Source organism: Actinomadura sp. SCN-SB (genome assembly GCF_043906805.1).
GTDB lineage: Bacteria > Actinomycetota > Actinomycetes > Streptosporangiales > Streptosporangiaceae > Spirillospora.
This window is the reverse complement of the sequence record NZ_JBIMPP010000013.1, coordinates 25875-43822: the sequence shown is the minus strand read 5'-3', so window position 1 is coordinate 43822 and position 17948 is coordinate 25875. Positions and strand designations below refer to the sequence as shown.

Sequence of the window (17948 nt, the reverse complement as noted above, 5' to 3'; positions counted from 1 at the left end):
CTACTTCCAGCCCGGCTTGGGGTTGATGATGACGCGCGAGGTGGCCAGGTCGGGCGGGCCGACGACCTGGACGCGCCCGGACTGCCACTGGGCGAGCAGGAACTTGCCGTTGGGCTCGCCGGTGGGCTTCCAGCTGAGCGGGCCGAGGATGGTCTGGACGGTGTTGGCGTGCAGCCAGTCGCGGATCTTGTCCTGGTCGACCTCGCCGACCGCCTCGACGGCCGCCTGGAGCACCTGCGCGGCGGCGAAGGCGTCGGCGGCGTCCTCGGCCGGGTCGGCGTTGTCGTACGCCTTCTTGTACGCGGCGACGAACTCGGCGTTCAGCGGGGTCTTGGCCGCCTGGTTCCAGCTGACGGTGTAGAAGACGCCCTCGGTGTTGGCCACGCCGACGCCGTTGGCGTACTGGCTGGAGTTGCTGGGCGCCGAGGTCTGGAACAGCATCTTCGGCGAGTAGTTCAGCTGCTTGAGCGAGCGCACGAGCCCGACGCCGTCCTCGAACACCGCGCCCTGCGCGATGAGGTCGGGCTTGCGGTCGGCCAGGGTGCTGGCGACGCTCTGGAAGTTGGTGGTGTCGGCCGGGTACGTGGACCTGTAGACGGTCCGCACGCCGAGCGGTTCGAGCTGCCGCCGCATCGACTCGATGACGGGCGCGGCGAACGGGTCGTCCTGGCTGGGGTAGGCGGCGGTCTTGGGCCGCTGGTCGGCGGGCAGCGACTTGATGTAGTCGACGAACACGTCGGCCTGCCGCGGCGCGGTGGCGGGCTGCGCGAAGAACAGGTACTTGAAGCCGCGGTCGAACATGTTGGGCGCGCCGCCCGCGGGTTCGACGAAGACCATCCGGTTCTTCTCGGCCACCGCCGACGCGGGGTGGTTCAGCAGCGAGGAGAACGTGCCGAGCAGCAGGTCGACCCGGTCCTGGGTGATGAGCCTGGTGTAGTCGGCGACCACCGTGTCCTGGCTGCTGGCATCGTCGGTGATCTTGAGCTGGACCTGGCGGCCGAGCACGCCGCCCTTGGCGTTGACCATGGTGCGCCAGATCTCGTAGCCGCGTTTCGCCTCGCTGCCGGGCTGGGCGAAGTCGCCGGTCAGCGGCAGCGAGGCGCCGATGACCAGCGGTTTGTCGCTGTCCCTCGACTGCTCCGACGGCCGCTCGCCGCACGCGGTGAGCGGGAGAAGGAGGGTGAGTGCCGCCGCGAGGGCCGTCGCGCGCCGCAGGGTGGATGGCCGGGGGGATGAGGCGGTCATGAGCCCTCCTCGGTGAGCCTGGTGACGCCTGATCGATCACCGCAATCGATTGCGATGGGCCCGAGCATGTTGTGTGTTCCTGCTACTGTCAAGGGTGTCGCGCGTCTTTCGCGCGGAGGATGCAATCGAGTGTGGTGGCCGGGTGCGCAAGGGAGGGCCTCTCGTGACGCGGCGTCTGGTGGTCGGCACGTTCAGCCCGTCGGTGCCGCTGCGCGCGGCGGCGCGGCTGGGAGTGCTGGCCCGGTACGGCCTGGAGGTGGAGGAACGCCCGGTTCCGTCCTCGCCGGCCCAGTTCCGCTCGCTGCTGGACGGCGAGCTCGACGCGGCGCTCACCAGCCCCGACAACGTCATCGCCTACCGCTTCGTCCCGGACAACCCGCTGGGAGCCACCGCCGACGTGCGGATCGTCGCGGGCGTCGACCGCGGTCTCGGGCTCGCGCTGTACGGGCGTCCCGGCGTCGTCTCCGCGCACGCCCTGCGCGGCGCGACCATCGGGGTGGACGTGTCCGCCTCCGGGTTCGCGCTCGCGATGTACGCGCTGCTGGAGTCGTTCGGCCTGGACCGCGACGCCTACCGCGTGCTGCCGCTCGGCTCCACGCCCCGCAGGCTCCAGGCGCTGCTGTCCGGACGCTGCGACGCCACGATGCTGAACGCGGGCAACGAGCTGCGCGCGGAGGACGCCGGAGCCCTCCGCATCGCGAGCGTCCCCCGCCCGTACCTCGGGACGGTGCTGGCGATGGCGGGCGACCGCGACCGCGAGGCCGTGCACGCCCTCGCCGCCGCGCTCCGCGACACCGCCGGGCGGATCGCCACGGGCACCGCCGACGACGTCGTCGCCAAGGAGGCGGCCGCGGCGCTCGGCCTGGACGGCACGCTGGCGGTCCGCTACCTCGACCGGCTGAAGGACCCGCACGAGGGGCTGATCGCGGACGGATCCGTCGACCTGCCCGCGCTGGAGGCCGCCATCGCCCTGCGCCGCCGTCACCTGCCCGGCGGGCGGGGCGGCGGCGACGCGCTCACGGGCGCGCTCGACCCGTCCCGCGGGCTGTTCGACCTGCCCGCCGCGAACGCCCGATGAGGCGAACCCGCCGGCGCGGCCAGGCCCCCGGCGACCGCCCCGAACGGGCGCCCCGCCAGCTCCTCCTGGTCACCTTCGTCAGCACGCTGGACCGGTTCGCGATGGCGCCGATGCTGGTCGCGATGGCCCGCGACCTGGGCACGCCGCTGTCGGCGATGGTGCACGCGGCCAGCGCCTACTTCCTGGCGTACGGGCTGACGCAGCCGCTGTGGGGCATGATCGCCGACCGTTTCGGGCTGGTGCGCACCATGCGCACCGCGCTCGTCCTGGCCGCCACCGCGACGGCCGTCGCGGCGACGCTCGGGTCGGCGCCGGGCCTGGCGATCGCCCGGGGGCTCGCCGGCGCCTGCTTCAGCGCGGCGATCCCGGCGTGCCTGGTGTACGTCGGCGACACGGTCCCGGCACCGCGCCGCCAGCCGCAGATCACCAACCTGATGACGGGGGCGGCGCTGGGCACCGCGCTGGCCTCGGCGGGCGCGGGCGCGCTCGCGCAGTACACGAGCTGGCGGCTGGTGTTCGCCATCACCGGCGCCGCGGCGCTGCTGCTCGCCGCCTCGCTGGGGCGCGTCCCGGAGCCGCCGCTGCTGCGCGCCAACGCCAGCGTGCTCGCCCCCGTGGCGGCCGTCGCCCGCTCCCGTCCCACCCTGATGGTGCTCGGGCTGGCGTTCGTGGAGGGGATGGTGGTGCTCGGCGCGCTGACCCTGCTGCCCGCGGCCGTGGAGGCGACGGGCGCGAGCGGGTCGGTCGCGGGCGCGGTCACCGCCGCGTACGGGATCGCCGTGCTCGGGGGCGCGCGCCTCGCGGGGAAGGCGGCGCAGCGCGTCCACACGTCCAGGCTCATCGCGTTCGGCGCCGTGTCGGCCACGGCGGCCTGCGCGCTGACCGCGCTGTCGCGCGCTCCCGAGCTGGCGCTGCCCGCGGCGGCGCTGCTGGGCCTGGCGTGGGTGTCGATGCACTCGTCCCTCCAGACCTGGGCGACCGAGGTGCTGCCCTGCGCGCGTGCCACCGTCATCGCCGGTTTCGCCATGGCCCTGTTCCTGGGCAGCGCCCTGGCCGCCGTCCTGGCCGGGGGGTACGCCGAGGCGGGACGGTACGCCGAGATCTTCGCCATGGCCGCGGCGCTGGCGGTGCCGCTCGGCCTGGCCGCGACCGTGGGACGCACCCGCTGGACACGGCCGGAGGGGGAGCACGGACGATGAAGCCGGACCAGCCCCAGGAGGAGCCGGGCGGCTCCGGCGAGCCGAGGCAGCCCACGCTCCGCACCGTCGCCGAGGCCGCGGGCGTCCACCCCGCCACCGCGTCCCGCGCGCTCAACCCCAAGGCGCGCGACCTGGTGAGCCCCGAGACGGTGCGGCGCGTGACGCGGGCCGCGCACGCGCTCGGCTACCAGCCCAACCCGATCGCGCGCAGCCTCAAGACCGCGCGGTCCGCCACGGTCGGCCTGGTCCTGCCCGACCTGACCAACCCGCTGTTCCCGCCGATCGTGCGCGGCATCGAGGCGGTGCTGGAGGACGCGGGCTACAGCGCGCTGATCGTCAACACCGACAACGATCCGGAGCGCGAGCGGTCGCTGATCGAGTCGCTGCGGTCCCGGCAGGTCGAGGGACTGATCATCGCCACCGCGGTGCTGGACCACCCGCTGCTGCGCAGGCTGCGCGAGCAGGACGTGCGGATGGTGCTGGTCAACCGCCGCGTCCAGGATCCGGCGCTGCCGTTCGTGGCCGGGGACGACGCGGCCGGCGTCGCGCTGGCCGTCTCCCATCTCGCCGGTCTCGGCCACACCCGCATCGCGCATCTGGCGGGGCCGCTCAACACGTCCACGGGCGTGACGCGCGCCCGCGCGTTCCGGCACGCCGTCCGCGACCACGGGCTCGACGACGACCCGCAGCTCATCGTCGAATGCGCGCACTGGAGCGAGGACGACGGCGCCGCCGCGATGCGCCTGCTCCTGGACGGCGGCGCGGAGTTCACCGCCGTCGTCGCCGGCAACGACCTGATCGCGCTGGGCTGCTACGACGTGTTCGCCGAGCGGGACATCGCCTGTCCGCGCGACATCAGCGTGGTCGGGTACAACGGGATGCCGTTCCTGGACAAGCTGCGCCCGCCGCTCACCACCATCGGGGTCCCGCACCACGAGCTCGGCGCCGAGGCCGCCCGCATGCTGCTCGACTGCCTGGACAACCCCGAGCGCCCGCCTCGCTCTCTGTTGCTTCCGGCGAGCCTGATCGTCCGTGACTCCACCGCTCCCCCGAACGCTGCCGGCTAGATCGGCCGGCCAGAACGGCCGGCTAGAACGTCTGCCAGGTGGCGGGGGTCGCCTCGCACGGGCCGCCCTCGTGGACGCGCAGGCGGTGGTCCTTCAGGTCGAGGATGATCGTGGCGAGCGTCTCCCAGTGCTCGTCCGGCGGCCGGGACGGGTCGGCGTGCGCGCACACGGGAGGGCCGGGGGCGTGGCTGAGCAGGGCCCCGGCCCGCAGTCCGGGATCGCGGCTCGCCAGCGCGTACGATCGCTTCCGCAGCAGCGCCAGACGGTCGTGGCTGCCGGGACGGTCGTCGGTGTGCCACTCCCCCGGAGCGAGCGCCGGGTCGAGGAAGTGGTTGGTGTGCGGGAGGAAACCGTCCCCGCCCGGCGGGACGACGCCGAGCCCGGCGGGTGACAGCTCCAGCACGCGGGCGTCGCCCTGGCGGCCGTCGTACGTCGCGACGGTGATGGCGCTGGACGCCGAGACGGGCGCGTCGCCGGCGATGCCGATCGCCTCGTCCAGTGTGGACGCCTCGTCCAGGATGCGGCGGGCCACCAGGTGGACGGGCACGCCGATCCCGTCGCCATCGGCGGTGTGCTTGAGGATGTTGAAGTGGACGCCGAGCCCGGCGGAGTTCACCCCGATCTTGGCGAGCACGCCGAACTCGGTGAAGGTGCGGACCTCACGCCCCTCCCGCGGCCGGTAGGCGCGGAGCACGCCCACGTGCCGCATGCGGACGTGCCAGTCCCAGGTCTGGATGGTGCGGGGAGGCAGGCCACGTCCGGGGAGCGCGACCGCCGTGGAGCACTCGCCCCGGTTCCCGGCGCGGAGGGCGGCGAGGATCTCGGTGCGGGCGTTGAGGGCGCCGATCCGCCAGGCGGGCAGGTCCGCCCCGGCCGCGATCGCGGCGATCTCGTCCGCCAGCGCGGGCGCCCACAGGGCGGTGCGGTGCAGGGCCTGCTCGCCCCAGCCGCGGATCGCGGCCCGGTCGTCGCCGCCCATCAGGGCGAACAGGTCGAGGTAGGAGTCGAACGTCCGGCGGATCCCGTCACGGGCGCGCTCGCCGAAGTCCCTGCCGCGGCGAGCGGGATCGGTGGTGCCGGTGCCGATGTACGCGGGGAAGGCCATGCCTCCCATACTGGGCGCGCGGTCCGCCGCCCGCCATGGGCGGCGGGGCCGGGGACGGCGGCGCCAAGGGCCGTCAGGCCGCCTCGGGCCGCCGGTCCTCCTCGCGAGGCGCGGTGTCGCGCTCGCGGTCGCGGTCCTCGTCGCGCTTGGGCGCCGGAACGCGCACGGGCCAGTGATCAAGGCGCGTGCGGCGGGGGTTGGCGAGAGACGCGCTCATGGGTCGCTGACCTCCTTGAACGAGAGAGTACGTCGTCGGGACACCCCATCCAAGTCGGAGGACATCCGAAAAATTCCCATCCGAACCGGGTAAAGGATCTTGGGGCGAAGGGACCCTAGAGGATGTCGGCCTCCACGCTCCCGCTGACCCGGAGCTTGCGGCGTGCCCGCTCGTAGAAGGTGCTGACGCCGAGCCGGACGACCCGGGCCGCGGCGGGGATGGCGGCGACGGTCACCCGGTCCCCCACCTCCAGATGGGCATGGACCTGGCCGTCCACCTCCAGGGCCAGCGTCCCCGAGGTCGGCAGCAGCTCCAGGGTGACCCGCTCCTCCGCCGACAGCATGATCGCCCGGTTGAACGCCGAGTGCGCCGAGGCCGGGATCACCAGGAAGCCCTCCACGGCGGGCGAGACGATCGGCCCCCCGGCGGCGAAGCTGTAGGCCGTGGACCCGGCCGCCGTCGCCACGATCACCGCGTCCCCGGAGTACCGGACGAACGAGTGGCCCCCCACCGACACGTCCACGGCGGTCAGCCCGTCGCCGGGGAAGCGCACCATGGCGATGTCGTTGAACGCGGGGAGGGACCGTCCGTCCGGCAGCGTGGCGATCACCGCCATCCGCGGCTCGGCCGTGTAGCGGTTCCGGTCGATGGAGGTCAGCGCGTCGGGCAGCTGGTCGACGTCGATCTCGGCGAGAAAGCCCAGGCGGCCCAGGTTGACGCCGAGCACCGGCGTGGGACGTCCGCAGACCAGCCGCATGCTCCGCAGCATCGTGCCGTCCCCGCCCAGGCTGACCACCAGGTCGGCGCGGTCCACCAGCTCCGGCTCCTCCACCGGGACGGCGGCGCAGTCGATCCTGTCCACCTCGTCGGGCAGGCCGAGCACGGTGGCCTCCCGGCTCGTGGCCCATCCGACGATCGTGTTGACGGCGGTCTGCGGGTTCCGCTCGGGATGCAGCACCAGGCCGACCGTGCCAATCTCCCCCATGCCAGCACCGTACGGGAGGGGGCCGCCCGCGGCGACGGCCGACCCGGCCTTTCCCGCCGGACGCCTTCGCGGGAGGCTTGGCCCATGAACCACATCGCGGTGATCGGCGAGGCGGTGGCCGACGCCTTCCTCCCGTCCGGTCAGGCCGGGACGGGCGTCCTGAACCTGCGGGTGCGCCCCGGCGGCAGCCCCGTCAACACGGCCGTGGGCCTGAGCCGGCTCGGCACGCCCACCACGTTCCTGGGACGGCTGGCCACCGGGCCGCTCGGCGACCTGATCCGGGACCACCTGGCCGGATCCAAGGTCGATCTGTCCGCCGCCGTGGCCGCCCCCGAGCCCGCCACCCTCGCCATCGCCTCGCTCGACCCGAGCGGGCGCGCCGCCTACGCGTTCTACGCCGACGGAACCGCCGACTGGCAGTGGACGCCGGACGAGCTCGCCCGCCTCGACCCGGGCGGGGTGAGGTGCGTGCACGCCGGGTCGATGGCCCTGGCCCGCGATCCGGGAGGCCCGCTCATCGAGACCCTGCTCGGCGCGGCCCGGGAGGCCGGGGCGACCGTCTCGATCGACCCGAACGTCCGGCCGTCGTTCGTCGCGCCGGACCTGTACCGCGAGCGGCTCGGCCGGTGGACGTCGCTCGCCGACCTCTTCCGGCTCAGCGACGAGGACCTGGAGCACCTGTGGCCCGGCGCCGCGCCGGAGCGGGCCTGCGACGCCTTCCACCGCGACGGCGTCCGGCTCGTCGTCGTCACCCTCGGCGCGCGGGGCGCCCTGGCCTCGCTGGACGGCGCCCGCGTCACCGTCCCCGCGCCCCCGATCGACCCGGTGGACACGGTGGGGGCCGGGGACGCGTTCAACGCCGGGCTCCTGCACTGGCTGGACGAGCACGGCAGGCTGGGCGGGCGCCTGCCCGATCTGACGCTGGACGAGGTGGAGCGGGCCGTGGAGTTCGCCGTGCAGAACGCGGCGCGGACCTGCCTGGTCCCCGGCGCGGACCCGCCGTGGCGCGGCGACGTCTAGGGGGCGCGGATCCCGATGACGACGGTGGCGTGAAGGTCGCCGGAGGACGCGAGCCGCGTCTCCAGGCCGCCGTCCGCGACGGCGTCGAGGGCCGCGGGCGCCTGCCGTTCGCTGGTCTCGAACAGCAGGATCCCGCCGGGTGCCAGCCACTCGGGCGCGCCCTCGGTCACCCGCCTCATGACCTCCAGCCCGTCCGCGCCGCCGTCCAGGGCCGTCCTCGGCTCGTGCAGCCGTGCCTCGGCGGGCAGCAGGGCGACCTCGCCGGTCGGGACGTAGGGCACGTTGGACGCCAGGATGTCCACCCGGCCGCGCAGGCCGTCCGGGAGGGGCTCGTAGAGGTCGCCCTCGTACACGCGCCCCACACCGGCGAGGTTGCGGCGCGCGCAGCGGACGGCGGCGGGGTCGATGTCGGCGGCGTGCAGTTCCACCGGGCCCAGGGAGGCGGCCAGCGCCGCGCCGACCGCGCCCGAGCCGCAGCACAGATCGACCACGACGCGCGGTGACGCGGCGAGCCCGAGGGCCTGGTCCACCAGGAACTCGGTGCGGCGGCGCGGGACGAAGACGCCGGGGTCCACGGCGATCCGCAGGCCGTGGAACTCCGCCCATCCCAGGACGTGTTCGAGGGGCAGCCCTGCGGCGCGCCGCGCGACCATCTCCTCCAGTTCGCCGGGCGTGCGCGCCGTCGAGATCAGCAGGTCCGCCTCGTCCTCGGCGAACACGCAGCCCGCGGCGCGCAGGCGCGCGGCCACCGCGGACGGGGAAAGGGATGGAGGTGTCGGCATGAGGACCCCGACCCTACCGGAGGGCGGAAGGCGACTTTCGGGACGGTACGCCGGTAACGCATGGTGAACGCGTGCATTTCCCGTCCCGAGAAGGACGTTCATGAGCATCGATGTGCAGCAATCCGCGTCCGGTGAGACCCGTGGCGAGATCCTGTGGACACCGACGCCCGAATCGATCGCGGCCAGCGGCCTCGGCCGGTTCCTGGAGTGGGCCGCCCGCGAGCGCGGCCTGACGTTCGACGGCTACGACGAGCTGTGGCGCTGGTCGGTGCAGGACCTCACCGGCTTCTGGGGCGCGGTCTGGGACTTCTTCGAGCCGATCGCGCACTCGGCGCCCGAGCGGGTGCTGGCCGACGCGTCGATGCCCGGCGCCCGCTGGTTCCCCGGCGCCACCCTCAACTTCGCCGAGAACTGCCTGCGCGGACCGGACGAGGAGACCGTGGTCATCGCCCGGTCGCAGACCCGCGGGCCGAGCGAGCTGACGCGCGGCGAGCTGCGCGACGCGGTCGCGCGGGCCGCCGAGGGCCTGCGCAAGCTGGGCGTGCGCGAGGGCGACCGGGTGGCGGCGTACCTGCCCAACATCCCCGAGGCGGTGATCGCGATGCTGGCCACCGCGAGCCTCGGCGCGATCTGGGCGGCCTGCGCGCCGGAGTTCGGGACGCGCAGCGTGCTGGACCGCTTCCAGCAGATCGAGCCGGTCGTGCTGCTGGTCGTGGACGGCTACCGGTACGGGACCAAGGAGATCGACCGGCGCGGCGAGGTCGCGACGATCCGGGCGAGCCTGCCGACCGTGCGCACCACGGTCGCCGTCCCGTACCTCGACCCGGAGGAGGGCGGCGCGGTCGGCGACCTCACCTGGGACGCGCTGCTCGCCGAGCCGGCGCCGCCGGCGTACGCGGCCGTGCCCTTCGACCACCCGCTGTGGATCCTGTTCTCCTCCGGGACCACGGGGCTGCCCAAGGCGATCGTCCACTCGCACGGCGGCATCGTCATCGAGAAGCTGAAGAACCAGAGCTTCCAGGCCGACATCCGCCCCGGCGACCGCTACTTCGTCTACTGCACGACCAGCTGGGTGATGTGGAACAACGTGATCGCCGCGCTGCTGGTCGGGGCGGGGATCGTGCTGATGGACGGCAGCTCCGCCCATCCCGACGACCTGGAGCTGTGGCGGGTCATCGCCGACACGGGGGTGACCACGTTCGGCTGCGGCGCGGCGATGCTGATGCGGGCGCGCCGCAAGGGGCACGAGCCGGGCAGGATGTTCGACCTGTCGCGGCTGCGCGGGATGCTGTCCACCGGCTCGCCGCTGCCCGCCGAGGGCTTCCGCTGGGTCTACACGCACGTCAACCCGGACCTCTACATGCAGTCGGGCAGCGGCGGCACGGACGTGTGCACGGGGTTCGTCGGCGGGTCGCCGATGCTGCCCGTCCGCGCGGGCGAGATCGCCTGCCGCAACCTGGGCGTCCTGGCCGAGGCCCTGGACGCCGACGGGCGCCCGGTGATCGGCGAGCCCGGCGAGCTGGTGATCTCCAAGCCGATGCCGTCGATGCCGATCTACTTCTGGAAGGACCCGGGGGACGTGCGGTACCGGGAGACCTACTTCTCCATGTACCCGGGGCTGTGGCGGCACGGCGACTGGGTGATCTTCGACGAGCACGGCTCGTGCCGGATCACCGGACGGTCCGACGGCACCCTCAACCGCGGCGGGGTCCGGCTGGGCACCTCCGAGTTCTACGCCGTCCTGGACGACGTGCCGCAGGTCGCCGACAGCATGGTGGTGCACCTGGAGGACCCGGAGGGCGGCCCGGGGCGGCTGGTGCTGTTCGTCGCGCCGGTCGAGGGCGCGAAGCTGGACGAGGGCCTGCGCGAGCACATCGCCGCCGAGCTGCGCGCCCGGTGCTCGCCCCGGCACGTCCCCGACGAGATGATCGACGTGCCGGGGATCCCGTACAACATCACGGGCAAGAAGCTGGAGATCCCGGTCAAGCGGCTGCTGCAGGGCCTCCCGCGGGCGAAGGTGGTCAGCGACGGCGCCGTCAACGACCCGGCCCTCCTCGACGTGTTCGAGCGGCTCGCCGCGCGGTTCGCCGGCGCCGGGTGAGGCCGGCCCGCCGCCGCGGCGGCGGGCTTGCACCGGGTGAAGACGGCCCCGCGGTCCCGGCTGGGCCCGGTGGGCGTAGAAGACCTCGGGCGCCACCAGGCGGGCGTGCGCGCCGATCGGCATTACACTGAAATTCTGATGACGGGCGTCAAGACTTTGCCGATTGATCGCCGCGGGGCGCGCGCCGGCACGCGCGACCGCGACAATGGGGAACCGTGACGAGCGGCGACGACCTGCGCGAGGCGGCACCCGGCGGCGCCCCGGGCCGCGGCTCCCCCGACGCGCCCTGGATGCGCCCCCAGTCGCTGCTGCTCACCTTCTGCGGCACCCACCTGTACGGGCGGCCGGACGACGCGGTGTTCTCCGGCGCGCTGGTCGACGTGCTCGACCGGGTCGGGGTCAAGGAGCACGCCGCGCGCTCCACCCTGGCCCGGATGACCCGCCGGGACCTGCTGGTCCGCTACCGGTACGGCAAGCGCGTCTACTACGGGCTCACCGGCCGCGCCCGGGAGGTGCTGCGCGAGGGCGAGGAGCGGATCTGGCGGCAGCCGGCGGTCAACCGCGACTGGGACGGCCACTGGACGCTGCTGGGCTTCTCCCTCCCCGAACGCCAGCGGGGCGACCGGCACCTGCTGCGCTCCCGGCTGTCGTGGGCCGGGTTCGGGCTGCTGCAGAACGGGCTGTGGCTGACCCCCGCCGCCGTGGACGTCGACCGGCTGCTGGACGGGCTGGACGTGGTCGAGCACGTCAAGGCGTTCCGCGCCACCATGCTCGCCCCCACCGACGTCGACCAGATGATCGCCGACGCCTGGGACCTGGACGCGCTGGCCGCCCGCTACCGCGCGTTCCTCGACCGCTGGGACCGTCCCGACCCGCTGCCCGAGGCGCGCGACGACCTGGCCCGCCAGCTGCTGCTGCTCACCGAGTGGCTGATGCTGGTCAGGGAGGACCCGCGGCTGCCCGTCGAGCACCTGCCCGCGGACTGGCCCGCGGTGCGCGCCGAGCACGTCACGCTCCGGCTGCGGCGGCGGTACCAGGCCCCGGCGCAGCGCATCGCCGAGCGGGTCCTGGAGTGGGCGCCGCGGCTGGAGGCGTCCTAACTCGTCCGCGCGGTCACCGGCACCAGCGCGCGGCCCACGGCCACCGGGGGCGCGGCCGCCATCAGGTGTAGTAGCGCAGGACGACCTCGGCCACGCAGGCGGGCTTGTCGGCCCCCTCGACCTCGAACGTCACCGTGATCGTGTTCTGCACGCCGCCCTGGAGCGGGGTCACCCGGTCCAGGGACGCGCCGGCGCGCAGCTTGGCGCCGACCGGCACGGGCGAGGGGAACCGCACCTTGTTGGTGCCCATGTTGATCCCCATCGCGAAGCCCTCGACCTTCAGGATCTGCGGCATCAGCACGGGGACCAGCGACAGCGTCAGGTAGCCGTGCGCGATCGTCCCGCCGAACGGCCCGGCGGCGGCGCGCTCGACGTCGACGTGGATCCACTGGTGGTCGCCCGTCGCCTCGGCGAACCGGTTGACCCGCTCCTGGGTGATCTCCAGCCAGTCGCTGTGACCGAGGTGCTGCCCTTCCAGGGCCTTCAGGCCCTCGACTCCGACGGCGGTGGTCGCCATTGCGCTCTCCTCTCTCAACCCGCCTGCGGCGCTCGCGCCGCGGCGTCACGCGCCCAGGCCAGATCCGCTTTGCCGGACGGGCTGCGGCGCACCCGCTCGACGAACACCACGTCCCGCGGCTTCTTGTAGCCGGCGAGCTCGGCCGCCACGGCGTTCCTGATGGTCTCGGCGTCCAGGTCCTCGCCGGCGCCCGGCTCCCGGGAGACGACGGCGGCGATGCGGTGGCCCCAGTGCTCGTCCGGCACGCCCACCACGATCACGTCGGCCACGCCGGGACAGCGGGCGATCACCTGCTCCACCTCCTCGGCGAACACCTTCTCGCCCCCGGTGTTGATCACCCGGCTGCCGCGGCCGAGCAGGACCAGCGAGCCGTCCTTCTGGAGGGTCGCCAGGTCGCCGGGCATGACGTACCGCGTTCCGTCGATGTCGACGAACGTCGCGGCGCTCTTCTCCGGGTCGTCCAGATACCGGACCTCGGTCGAGGAGGGCGCGGCCAGCTTCCCGACCGTGCCCGAGCCAGGCTCGACGTCGCGGCCCTCGTCGTCCAGGACCCGCGCGCCCGGCATCAGCTCGAAGGTGGAGCGGACCCGGCCGGTGCGCCGGGTGGTCACCGAGCGGGCGAACGGGCCGCCCTCGGACGCGGCGATCACGTCCTCCAGGATGGCGTCGCAGTACGCCAGCAGTTGCTCCTTGACCTCCGCGCTCCAGGTGACCCCGACGCTGAACACGCGGCGCAGCGAGGACAGGTCGTAGGGGCGTCCCTCCCGCGCCGCGCGGCCCAGGGTGGCGACGAGCGGGCGGGCGAACACGTCACCGACCAGGCACAGGTCGGTCGCCCCGTGCCGGACGGCCAGCTCCGCCAGCTCCTCGGGATCGTAGGAGCGGGAGGTGAGGTAGACGACCGTCCCGCCGGCCAGCAACGCCCCGAACGAGGTGTAGACGCCGGTGGCGTGCATCAGCGGCGGCGGCACCAGCAAGGTCATGCGGCGCGGGTGCTCCAGCAGCCGCCGGGTCGAGGCGCGCAGCCCCTCCAGGTCCGAGGGCGTCTCGGCCTCCATGACGCGGTAGCCGTTGGAGATGGCGATCGAGAACAGCGTGGTGTGCCGCGACAGGACGCCCTTGGGCCGTCCGGTCGTGCCGCCGGTGAACATCAGCCAGTGGTCGTCGCCGGAACGCGGGACGCGCGGCATCGGCTCGCCGGCCAGCGCCTCCGCGAACGGGACGGCCCGGCCGCCGAGCGGGTCCTCGCCGCCCTCGTGCTCCCCGAACCGGACGATCGTCTTGAGCAGGGGCGCCTCGGCGCGGGCCAGCTCCCCGGTGAGGGAGGCGTCCACGAACAGCGCGGAGGCGGACGAGTCGCCGAAGATCTCGGTCAGCTCGCGTGCCCGGTACCGGTGGTTGACGTTCACCGGCATCGCCCGCACCTTCATCGTGGCGAGCAGGACTTCCACGTACTCGGGGCCGTTGTACATGGCGATGGCCACCCGGTCGCCGTGCCCGACGCCCCGGCCGGACAGGAACCCGGCCAGGCGCGACGCGCGCTCGTCGAGCTCGGCCCACGTCCTGCGGGTGTCCCCGTGGATGATCGCGACGCGGTCGCCGGCCTCGTCGGCGACCGTCTCCAGCACGGTGGCGAAGTTCTCGTTCATCATTCGCCCCCGAGCCCGAAGAGGCGGGCGGCGTTGTCCTTGAGGATGAGCGGCCGGACCTCCGGCTTGACCGGCAGCTTGTCGAAGTCGGCCAGCCAGCGCTCCGGCGTGATCACCGGATAGTCGGACCCGAACATCACCTTGTCCTTGAGCAGCGTGTTGGCGTACTGGATCAGCTGCGGCGGGAAGTACTTGGGCGACCATCCCGACAGGTCGATGTGCACCGTCGGCTTGTGCAACGCCACCGACAGCGCCTCGTCCTGCCAGGGGAACGAGGGATGCGCGAGGATGATCGGCATGTCCGGGAAGTCGACCGCGACGTCGTCGACGTGCATCGGGTTGGAGTACTTCAGCCGGATCCCGCCGCCGCCTCTGGTGCCCGCGCCGACCCCGGTGTGCCCGGTGTGGAACAGCGCGATCCGGCCGTGCTCGGCGATCACCTCGTACAGCGGGTAGACCTCGCGGTCGTTGGGGAAGAAGCCCTGCGAGTTGGGGTGGAACTTGAACCCGCGGATGCCGGGGTGCGACGCGAGCAGCTCCTTGGCCTCCCGTACGCCGTCCGCCCCGCGCGTGGGGTCGATGCTGGCGAACGGGATCAGCACGTCGGCGTTCTCGGCGGCCAGCTCCGCGATCTCCGCGTTGCTCGCCGCGTGCTCGTTCCGCTGCCCCTTGACGTCGACGCCGAACACCACCGCGCCCATGTTCCGTTCGCGGTAGTAGGCGGCGATGTCGCGGGTGGTGTTGGCCCTGACGTCACCGGCCTTGAAGTACGCGGCCATGTCCTTCAGGGTCTCGCCGCCGTCCTTCGCACCGCCGGAGCGGACGGAGGCGTGGACGTGGACGTGGACATCGATGGCGGTGACGGCGCCTGGGTCGATCGCCATGGTCACTGGGCGCCCTTCTTCTCGGGGGTGCTGGTTCCGGGTGGCGTGGCCGCTCCCGGCGGGGGTGCCTGCTTGTAGTCCTGGAGGCGCGGCTCGAACACCGACGGGAAGATCGCCGCGACGGTCTCCGGCGTCCACCCGCCGTCCCGTACCGCGACGGCCACCTCCTGCGGGTGGGACCACAGTGCCAGGCGGTCGCCGCCCGCGGCCAGGCACTGCCCGGTGACGCCCGCCGCGGCGTCGGAGGCCAGGAACACGACCGCGGGCGCGGCGTCGTCGGCCGTGCCGAGCCCGCGGCGGCGCATCGCCTCGGGGACGGGCTCACCCCGATCCGCGCGCTGGAACGTGCCGCGCAGGTGGGTGCGGATCACGATGTCGAAGTCCTCGTCGGAGGTGTTGCGCAGCGTCCGGTCGCGCAGGACGCCCGCGTTGGCGCACATCACGTCCAGCCTGCCGAACTCCTCCACCGCCCGCGCGACCAGCGCGTCCGCCGTCTCGGCCGCGCCGATGGCTCCGGGCTCGGCGACGGCCTTCCCGCCCGCACTCGCGATGAGCGCGACGGTCTCGTCGGCCACGTCGGCGTCGATGTCGTTGACGACCACCGCGGCCCCCGCGGCCGCCATCGCCCGCGCGTAGGCGCGGCCGAGCCCGCGCCCGGCGCCGGTGACGACGGCGACCTTGCCCTCCAGCATGCGTCCCTCCCGAGAATCCGGCCTGCCCATGACGCTAGTCATCCCTGTTACGGCCGTCAATAATCTGCCTGATTACCGGGCCGGGGGCGGGCAACCTGCGGGCCGACCACGTGCTGCCGTCCAAGGGGCTGAGGCCGGTGCGGGGCGCGGTGTTCCGGCCGCTCTCTCCGACCCGCTGCCGAGGCTGACCGCACCTTCCCGTTCCCCGGCTCCGATGGTCCGGATCGACGTCCGCCCCTGATCGTGCACCATGGAGGGGTGACAACGCAGGTTGAGGCGGCCCCGGGGGAACTGCTGGCCGACCTGGTCGCCGACGGCGACGTGGTGGTGCTGAGCGGCGCGGGCCTGTCCACCGAGTCCGGCATCCCCGACTACCGGGGAGAGACCGGGCGCAGGCGGCGGGCCGAGCCGATGACGTACCAGCGGTTCGTGGGAGGCGCCGAGGCCCGCCGCCGCTACTGGGCGCGCAGCCATCTGGGCTGGCGGCACATCGCCCGTGCCCGGCCGAACGCCGGCCACCGCGCCGTCGCCGAACTCCAGCGGCGCGGCCTGGTGACCGGGATCATCACCCAGAACGTCGACGGCCTCCACCAGGCCGCCGGCGCCCGCGACGTGATCGAGCTGCACGGCTCCCTCGACCGCGTCCTCTGCCTCGGCTGCGGCCGGCGCAGCCCCCGTCAGGACCTGCACGAACGCTTGACCGCCGCCAACCCCGGCTGGCACGCCGAGAGCGCCGTGGTCAACCCCGACGGCGACGTCGCCCTCGACGACGACCAGGTCGCCGGCTTCCAGGTGGTCGGCTGCGAGCACTGCGGCGGCGTCCTCAAACCCGACGTGATCTTCTTCGGGGAGAACGTTCCCGCACCTCGCGTCCGGGCCTGCTTCGACCTGACCGGGCGGGCCGCCACCCTCCTGGTCCTCGGCTCGTCCCTGACCGTCATGTCGGGCTACCGCTTCGTCCGCCACGCCGCCGCCCTGAACATCCCCGTCGCCATCGTCAACCGGGGCCCCACCCGGGGCGACGGGGAGGCGCTCGTGCGCGTGGACGCCCCGCTGGGCCGGACCCTCACGGACCTGGTCGCCGCCCTCGCCTAGGTGTACGGCTAGGCCGCCGGCGGCGGGGCGGTCGATTCCCGCTTCACGAGCTGGGTGGCCAGCTCGACGCGGGTGGTCTCCAGGGTCTCGCCGCGGGAGAGGCGGAAGAGCATGCGGGCGGCCAGGGTGCCCATCTCGGCCAGGGGCTGGCGGACGGTGGTCAGGGGCGGGGAGAACCAGCGGGACACCGACAGGTCGTCGAAGCCCACGATGCTGAGGTCCTGCGGGATGCGCAGGCCGCGTTCGCGGGCGGCCTCGCAGGCGCCGTAGGCCATCTGGTCGGACGCGGCGAAGATCGCGGTCGGCGGGTCGGGCAGCTCCAGCAGCCGGCCGCCCTGGATGTAGCCGCTCTCGTGGTGGAAGTCGCCGTACAGGATCAACGCCGGGTCCAGCGCCAGCCCGGCGGTGTCCAGGGCGCCCCGGTAGCCGTCCAGCCGGGCGCGGCTGCACAGCACTCCGGCGGGGCCGCCGATGAGGCCGATCCGGCGGTGGCCCAGGTCGATGAGGTGCTGGGTGGCGGCGAGCCCCCCGGCCCAGTTGGCGGCGCCGATCGAGGGCACCTCGGGGTCGGGCTCGCCGCGCGGGTCGATCAGCACGTACGGGACGTTCAGCGCCTCAAGCCGGGTGCGCTGCTCGGGGGTCAGCTCCTCCAGCACCAGGATGACGCCTTCGGAGCGGCGGCGTTCCACGTTGTCCAGCCACTGCCGGGCGGGCTCGGAACGGCTCGGCTCGACGGCCGCGTGGATGGCCGAGACGACGGTGCCGACGCCCGCGGCGTGCGCCACCTCCTCGGCGCCACGGATGATCTCCACGGCCCAGGGGCTGTCGAGCTCGTCGAAGACGAGGTCGATCAGCCCCGCGGGATCGGAGCCACGCCGCCGGGCCCGGGGGTAGGAGTGCTTCTCGAGCAGTTCCTCCACCCGCGTGCGCGTGCCGTCGGCGACGTCCGCACGCCCGTTGAGGACCTTCGACACCGTGGAGACCGACACCCCCGCCTCGCGGGCGATCGTCGTGATCGTGACTCGCCGCTGGATCCGATTCGTCAACACAGACCTCGCCTTCTGATTGGTGGCATCCTACTCCGAAATGTTTCGGGGCCTTCCCGTCTCCCGCCACGGCTTCCTCGGCTATTGACACCCGGGACCGTCGCTCCCTAGTTTCCGAAATGTATCGACAAAGTTTCGAGAGGCGGCGGGGTGAGCCGAGAAGGAT

17 protein-coding genes are annotated in these 17948 nt (G+C 73.6%); 7 read left to right on the top strand and 10 right to left on the bottom strand.

Annotation, left to right across the window (positions count from 1 at the left end):
- Complete coding sequence (locus ACGWYJ_RS11285; protein ID WP_395105834.1) at positions 1 to 1245, bottom strand: amino acid ABC transporter substrate-binding protein; 1245 nt, start codon at positions 1243 to 1245, stop codon at positions 1 to 3.
- Positions 1246 to 1408: 163 nt separating this feature from the next.
- Here ACGWYJ_RS11285 and ACGWYJ_RS11280 point away from each other — a divergent pair, with 163 nt between their 5' ends.
- The 3 genes from ACGWYJ_RS11280 to ACGWYJ_RS11270 are packed head-to-tail and all read left to right on the top strand — an operon-like array spanning position 1409 to position 4589.
- Entirely contained in the window at positions 1409 to 2323 is a 915-nt protein-coding gene (locus tag ACGWYJ_RS11280; protein WP_395105833.1) for an ABC transporter substrate-binding protein, read from the top strand.
- Positions 2320 to 3522, top strand: a complete 1203-nt coding sequence (locus ACGWYJ_RS11275; RefSeq protein ID WP_395105832.1) for an MFS transporter — start codon at positions 2320 to 2322, stop codon at positions 3520 to 3522. Before ACGWYJ_RS11280 ends, ACGWYJ_RS11275 begins: the two co-directional genes overlap by 4 nt.
- Entirely contained in the window at positions 3519 to 4589 is a 1071-nt protein-coding gene (locus tag ACGWYJ_RS11270) for a LacI family DNA-binding transcriptional regulator (protein WP_395105831.1), read from the top strand. Before ACGWYJ_RS11275 ends, ACGWYJ_RS11270 begins: the two co-directional genes overlap by 4 nt.
- Before the next feature lie 22 nt (positions 4590 to 4611).
- Here the strand turns inward: ACGWYJ_RS11270 and ACGWYJ_RS11265 are convergent, their stop codons facing one another.
- The 3 genes from ACGWYJ_RS11265 to ACGWYJ_RS11255 all read right to left on the bottom strand — a co-directional run bounded on the left by ACGWYJ_RS11265 (position 4612) and on the right by ACGWYJ_RS11255 (position 6896).
- A complete protein-coding gene (locus ACGWYJ_RS11265) occupies positions 4612 to 5694 on the bottom strand; it encodes a C45 family autoproteolytic acyltransferase/hydolase (RefSeq protein ID WP_395105830.1) in 1083 nt (360 codons plus the stop codon).
- 73 nt (positions 5695 to 5767) lie between these two features.
- On the bottom strand, positions 5768 to 5911 hold the full coding sequence (locus ACGWYJ_RS11260) for a hypothetical protein (protein WP_395105829.1): 144 nt from the start codon (positions 5909 to 5911) through the stop codon (positions 5768 to 5770).
- A 115-nt stretch (positions 5912 to 6026) separates the two neighbouring features.
- A complete protein-coding gene (locus ACGWYJ_RS11255) occupies positions 6027 to 6896 on the bottom strand; it encodes an NAD(+)/NADH kinase (protein ID WP_395105828.1) in 870 nt (289 codons plus the stop codon).
- Positions 6897 to 6980: 84 nt separating this feature from the next.
- On the opposite strand from ACGWYJ_RS11255, the gene ACGWYJ_RS11250 reads away from it, so the two are divergent.
- Positions 6981 to 7916, top strand: a complete 936-nt coding sequence (locus ACGWYJ_RS11250; RefSeq protein ID WP_395105827.1) for a carbohydrate kinase — start codon at positions 6981 to 6983, stop codon at positions 7914 to 7916.
- Here ACGWYJ_RS11250 and ACGWYJ_RS11245 read toward each other — a convergent pair.
- Complete coding sequence (locus tag ACGWYJ_RS11245) at positions 7913 to 8698, bottom strand: putative protein N(5)-glutamine methyltransferase (RefSeq protein ID WP_395105826.1); 786 nt, start codon at positions 8696 to 8698, stop codon at positions 7913 to 7915. The genes ACGWYJ_RS11250 and ACGWYJ_RS11245 overlap by 4 nt on opposite strands.
- A gap of 100 nt (positions 8699 to 8798) precedes the next feature.
- On the opposite strand from ACGWYJ_RS11245, the gene ACGWYJ_RS11240 reads away from it, so the two are divergent.
- Together ACGWYJ_RS11240 and ACGWYJ_RS11235 are read left to right on the top strand one after the other, a co-directional pair.
- A complete protein-coding gene (locus ACGWYJ_RS11240) occupies positions 8799 to 10799 on the top strand; it encodes an acetoacetate--CoA ligase (RefSeq protein ID WP_395105825.1) in 2001 nt (666 codons plus the stop codon).
- A gap of 215 nt (positions 10800 to 11014) precedes the next feature.
- Positions 11015 to 11899 carry a PaaX family transcriptional regulator C-terminal domain-containing protein gene (locus ACGWYJ_RS11235; protein WP_395105824.1) on the top strand — a complete coding sequence of 295 codons (885 nt, stop codon included), beginning with the start codon at positions 11015 to 11017 and terminating at the stop codon, positions 11897 to 11899.
- Between the two features lie 61 nt (positions 11900 to 11960).
- Here ACGWYJ_RS11235 and ACGWYJ_RS11230 read toward each other — a convergent pair whose 3' ends face one another.
- Genes ACGWYJ_RS11230 through ACGWYJ_RS11215 form a run of 4 tightly spaced genes read right to left on the bottom strand, consistent with a single transcriptional unit; the run spans position 11961 to position 15641 of the window.
- Positions 11961 to 12416, bottom strand: coding sequence for a MaoC family dehydratase (locus tag ACGWYJ_RS11230; RefSeq protein WP_395105823.1), 456 nt, complete (start codon positions 12414 to 12416; stop codon positions 11961 to 11963).
- Positions 12417 to 12430: 14 nt separating this feature from the next.
- Positions 12431 to 14065 (bottom strand): AMP-binding protein, encoded by a 1635-nt coding sequence (locus ACGWYJ_RS11225; protein ID WP_395105822.1) that lies wholly within the window; start codon positions 14063 to 14065, stop codon positions 12431 to 12433.
- A complete protein-coding gene (locus tag ACGWYJ_RS11220; RefSeq protein ID WP_395105820.1) occupies positions 14065 to 14949 on the bottom strand; it encodes an amidohydrolase family protein in 885 nt (294 codons plus the stop codon). The genes ACGWYJ_RS11225 and ACGWYJ_RS11220 overlap by 1 nt, the downstream gene beginning before the upstream one ends.
- A 2-nt stretch (positions 14950 to 14951) precedes the next feature.
- Complete coding sequence (locus ACGWYJ_RS11215; protein ID WP_395105818.1) at positions 14952 to 15641, bottom strand: SDR family oxidoreductase; 690 nt, start codon at positions 15639 to 15641, stop codon at positions 14952 to 14954.
- 258 nt (positions 15642 to 15899) lie between these two features.
- On the opposite strand from ACGWYJ_RS11215, the gene ACGWYJ_RS11210 reads away from it, so the two are divergent.
- Entirely contained in the window at positions 15900 to 16736 is an 837-nt protein-coding gene (locus ACGWYJ_RS11210) for an NAD-dependent protein deacetylase (RefSeq protein ID WP_395105816.1), read from the top strand.
- 8 nt (positions 16737 to 16744) lie between these two features.
- Here ACGWYJ_RS11210 and ACGWYJ_RS11205 read toward each other — a convergent pair whose 3' ends face one another.
- The gene (locus tag ACGWYJ_RS11205; RefSeq protein ID WP_395105927.1) at positions 16745 to 17782 is read right to left on the bottom strand and encodes a LacI family DNA-binding transcriptional regulator; all 1038 of its coding nucleotides are present in this window, start codon (positions 17780 to 17782) and stop codon (positions 16745 to 16747) included.
- Between the last annotated feature and the right edge of the window lie 166 nt (positions 17783 to 17948).

What these genes read in the sequence shown, in the direction of transcription:
- ACGWYJ_RS11260 (WP_395105829.1), bottom strand. Translation starts at nt 5,911, where the DNA reads ATGAGCGCGTCTCTCGCCAACCCCCGCCGCACGCGCCTTGATCACTGG.
- ACGWYJ_RS11275 (WP_395105832.1), top strand. Translation starts at nt 2,320, where the DNA reads ATGAGGCGAACCCGCCGGCGCGGCCAGGCCCCCGGCGACCGCCCCGAA.
- ACGWYJ_RS11245 (WP_395105826.1), bottom strand. Translation starts at nt 8,698, where the DNA reads ATGCCGACACCTCCATCCCTTTCCCCGTCCGCGGTGGCCGCGCGCCTG.
- ACGWYJ_RS11230 (WP_395105823.1), bottom strand. Translation starts at nt 12,416, where the DNA reads ATGGCGACCACCGCCGTCGGAGTCGAGGGCCTGAAGGCCCTGGAAGGG.
- ACGWYJ_RS11255 (WP_395105828.1), bottom strand. Translation starts at nt 6,896, where the DNA reads ATGGGGGAGATTGGCACGGTCGGCCTGGTGCTGCATCCCGAGCGGAAC.
- ACGWYJ_RS11285 (WP_395105834.1), bottom strand. Translation starts at nt 1,245, where the DNA reads ATGACCGCCTCATCCCCCCGGCCATCCACCCTGCGGCGCGCGACGGCC.
- ACGWYJ_RS11225 (WP_395105822.1), bottom strand. Translation starts at nt 14,065, where the DNA reads ATGAACGAGAACTTCGCCACCGTGCTGGAGACGGTCGCCGACGAGGCC.
- ACGWYJ_RS11215 (WP_395105818.1), bottom strand. Translation starts at nt 15,641, where the DNA reads ATGCTGGAGGGCAAGGTCGCCGTCGTCACCGGCGCCGGGCGCGGGCTC.
- ACGWYJ_RS11265 (WP_395105830.1), bottom strand. Translation starts at nt 5,694, where the DNA reads ATGGCCTTCCCCGCGTACATCGGCACCGGCACCACCGATCCCGCTCGC.
- ACGWYJ_RS11250 (WP_395105827.1), top strand. Translation starts at nt 6,981, where the DNA reads ATGAACCACATCGCGGTGATCGGCGAGGCGGTGGCCGACGCCTTCCTC.
- ACGWYJ_RS11270 (WP_395105831.1), top strand. Translation starts at nt 3,519, where the DNA reads ATGAAGCCGGACCAGCCCCAGGAGGAGCCGGGCGGCTCCGGCGAGCCG.
- ACGWYJ_RS11220 (WP_395105820.1), bottom strand. Translation starts at nt 14,949, where the DNA reads ATGGCGATCGACCCAGGCGCCGTCACCGCCATCGATGTCCACGTCCAC.
- ACGWYJ_RS11240 (WP_395105825.1), top strand. Translation starts at nt 8,799, where the DNA reads ATGAGCATCGATGTGCAGCAATCCGCGTCCGGTGAGACCCGTGGCGAG.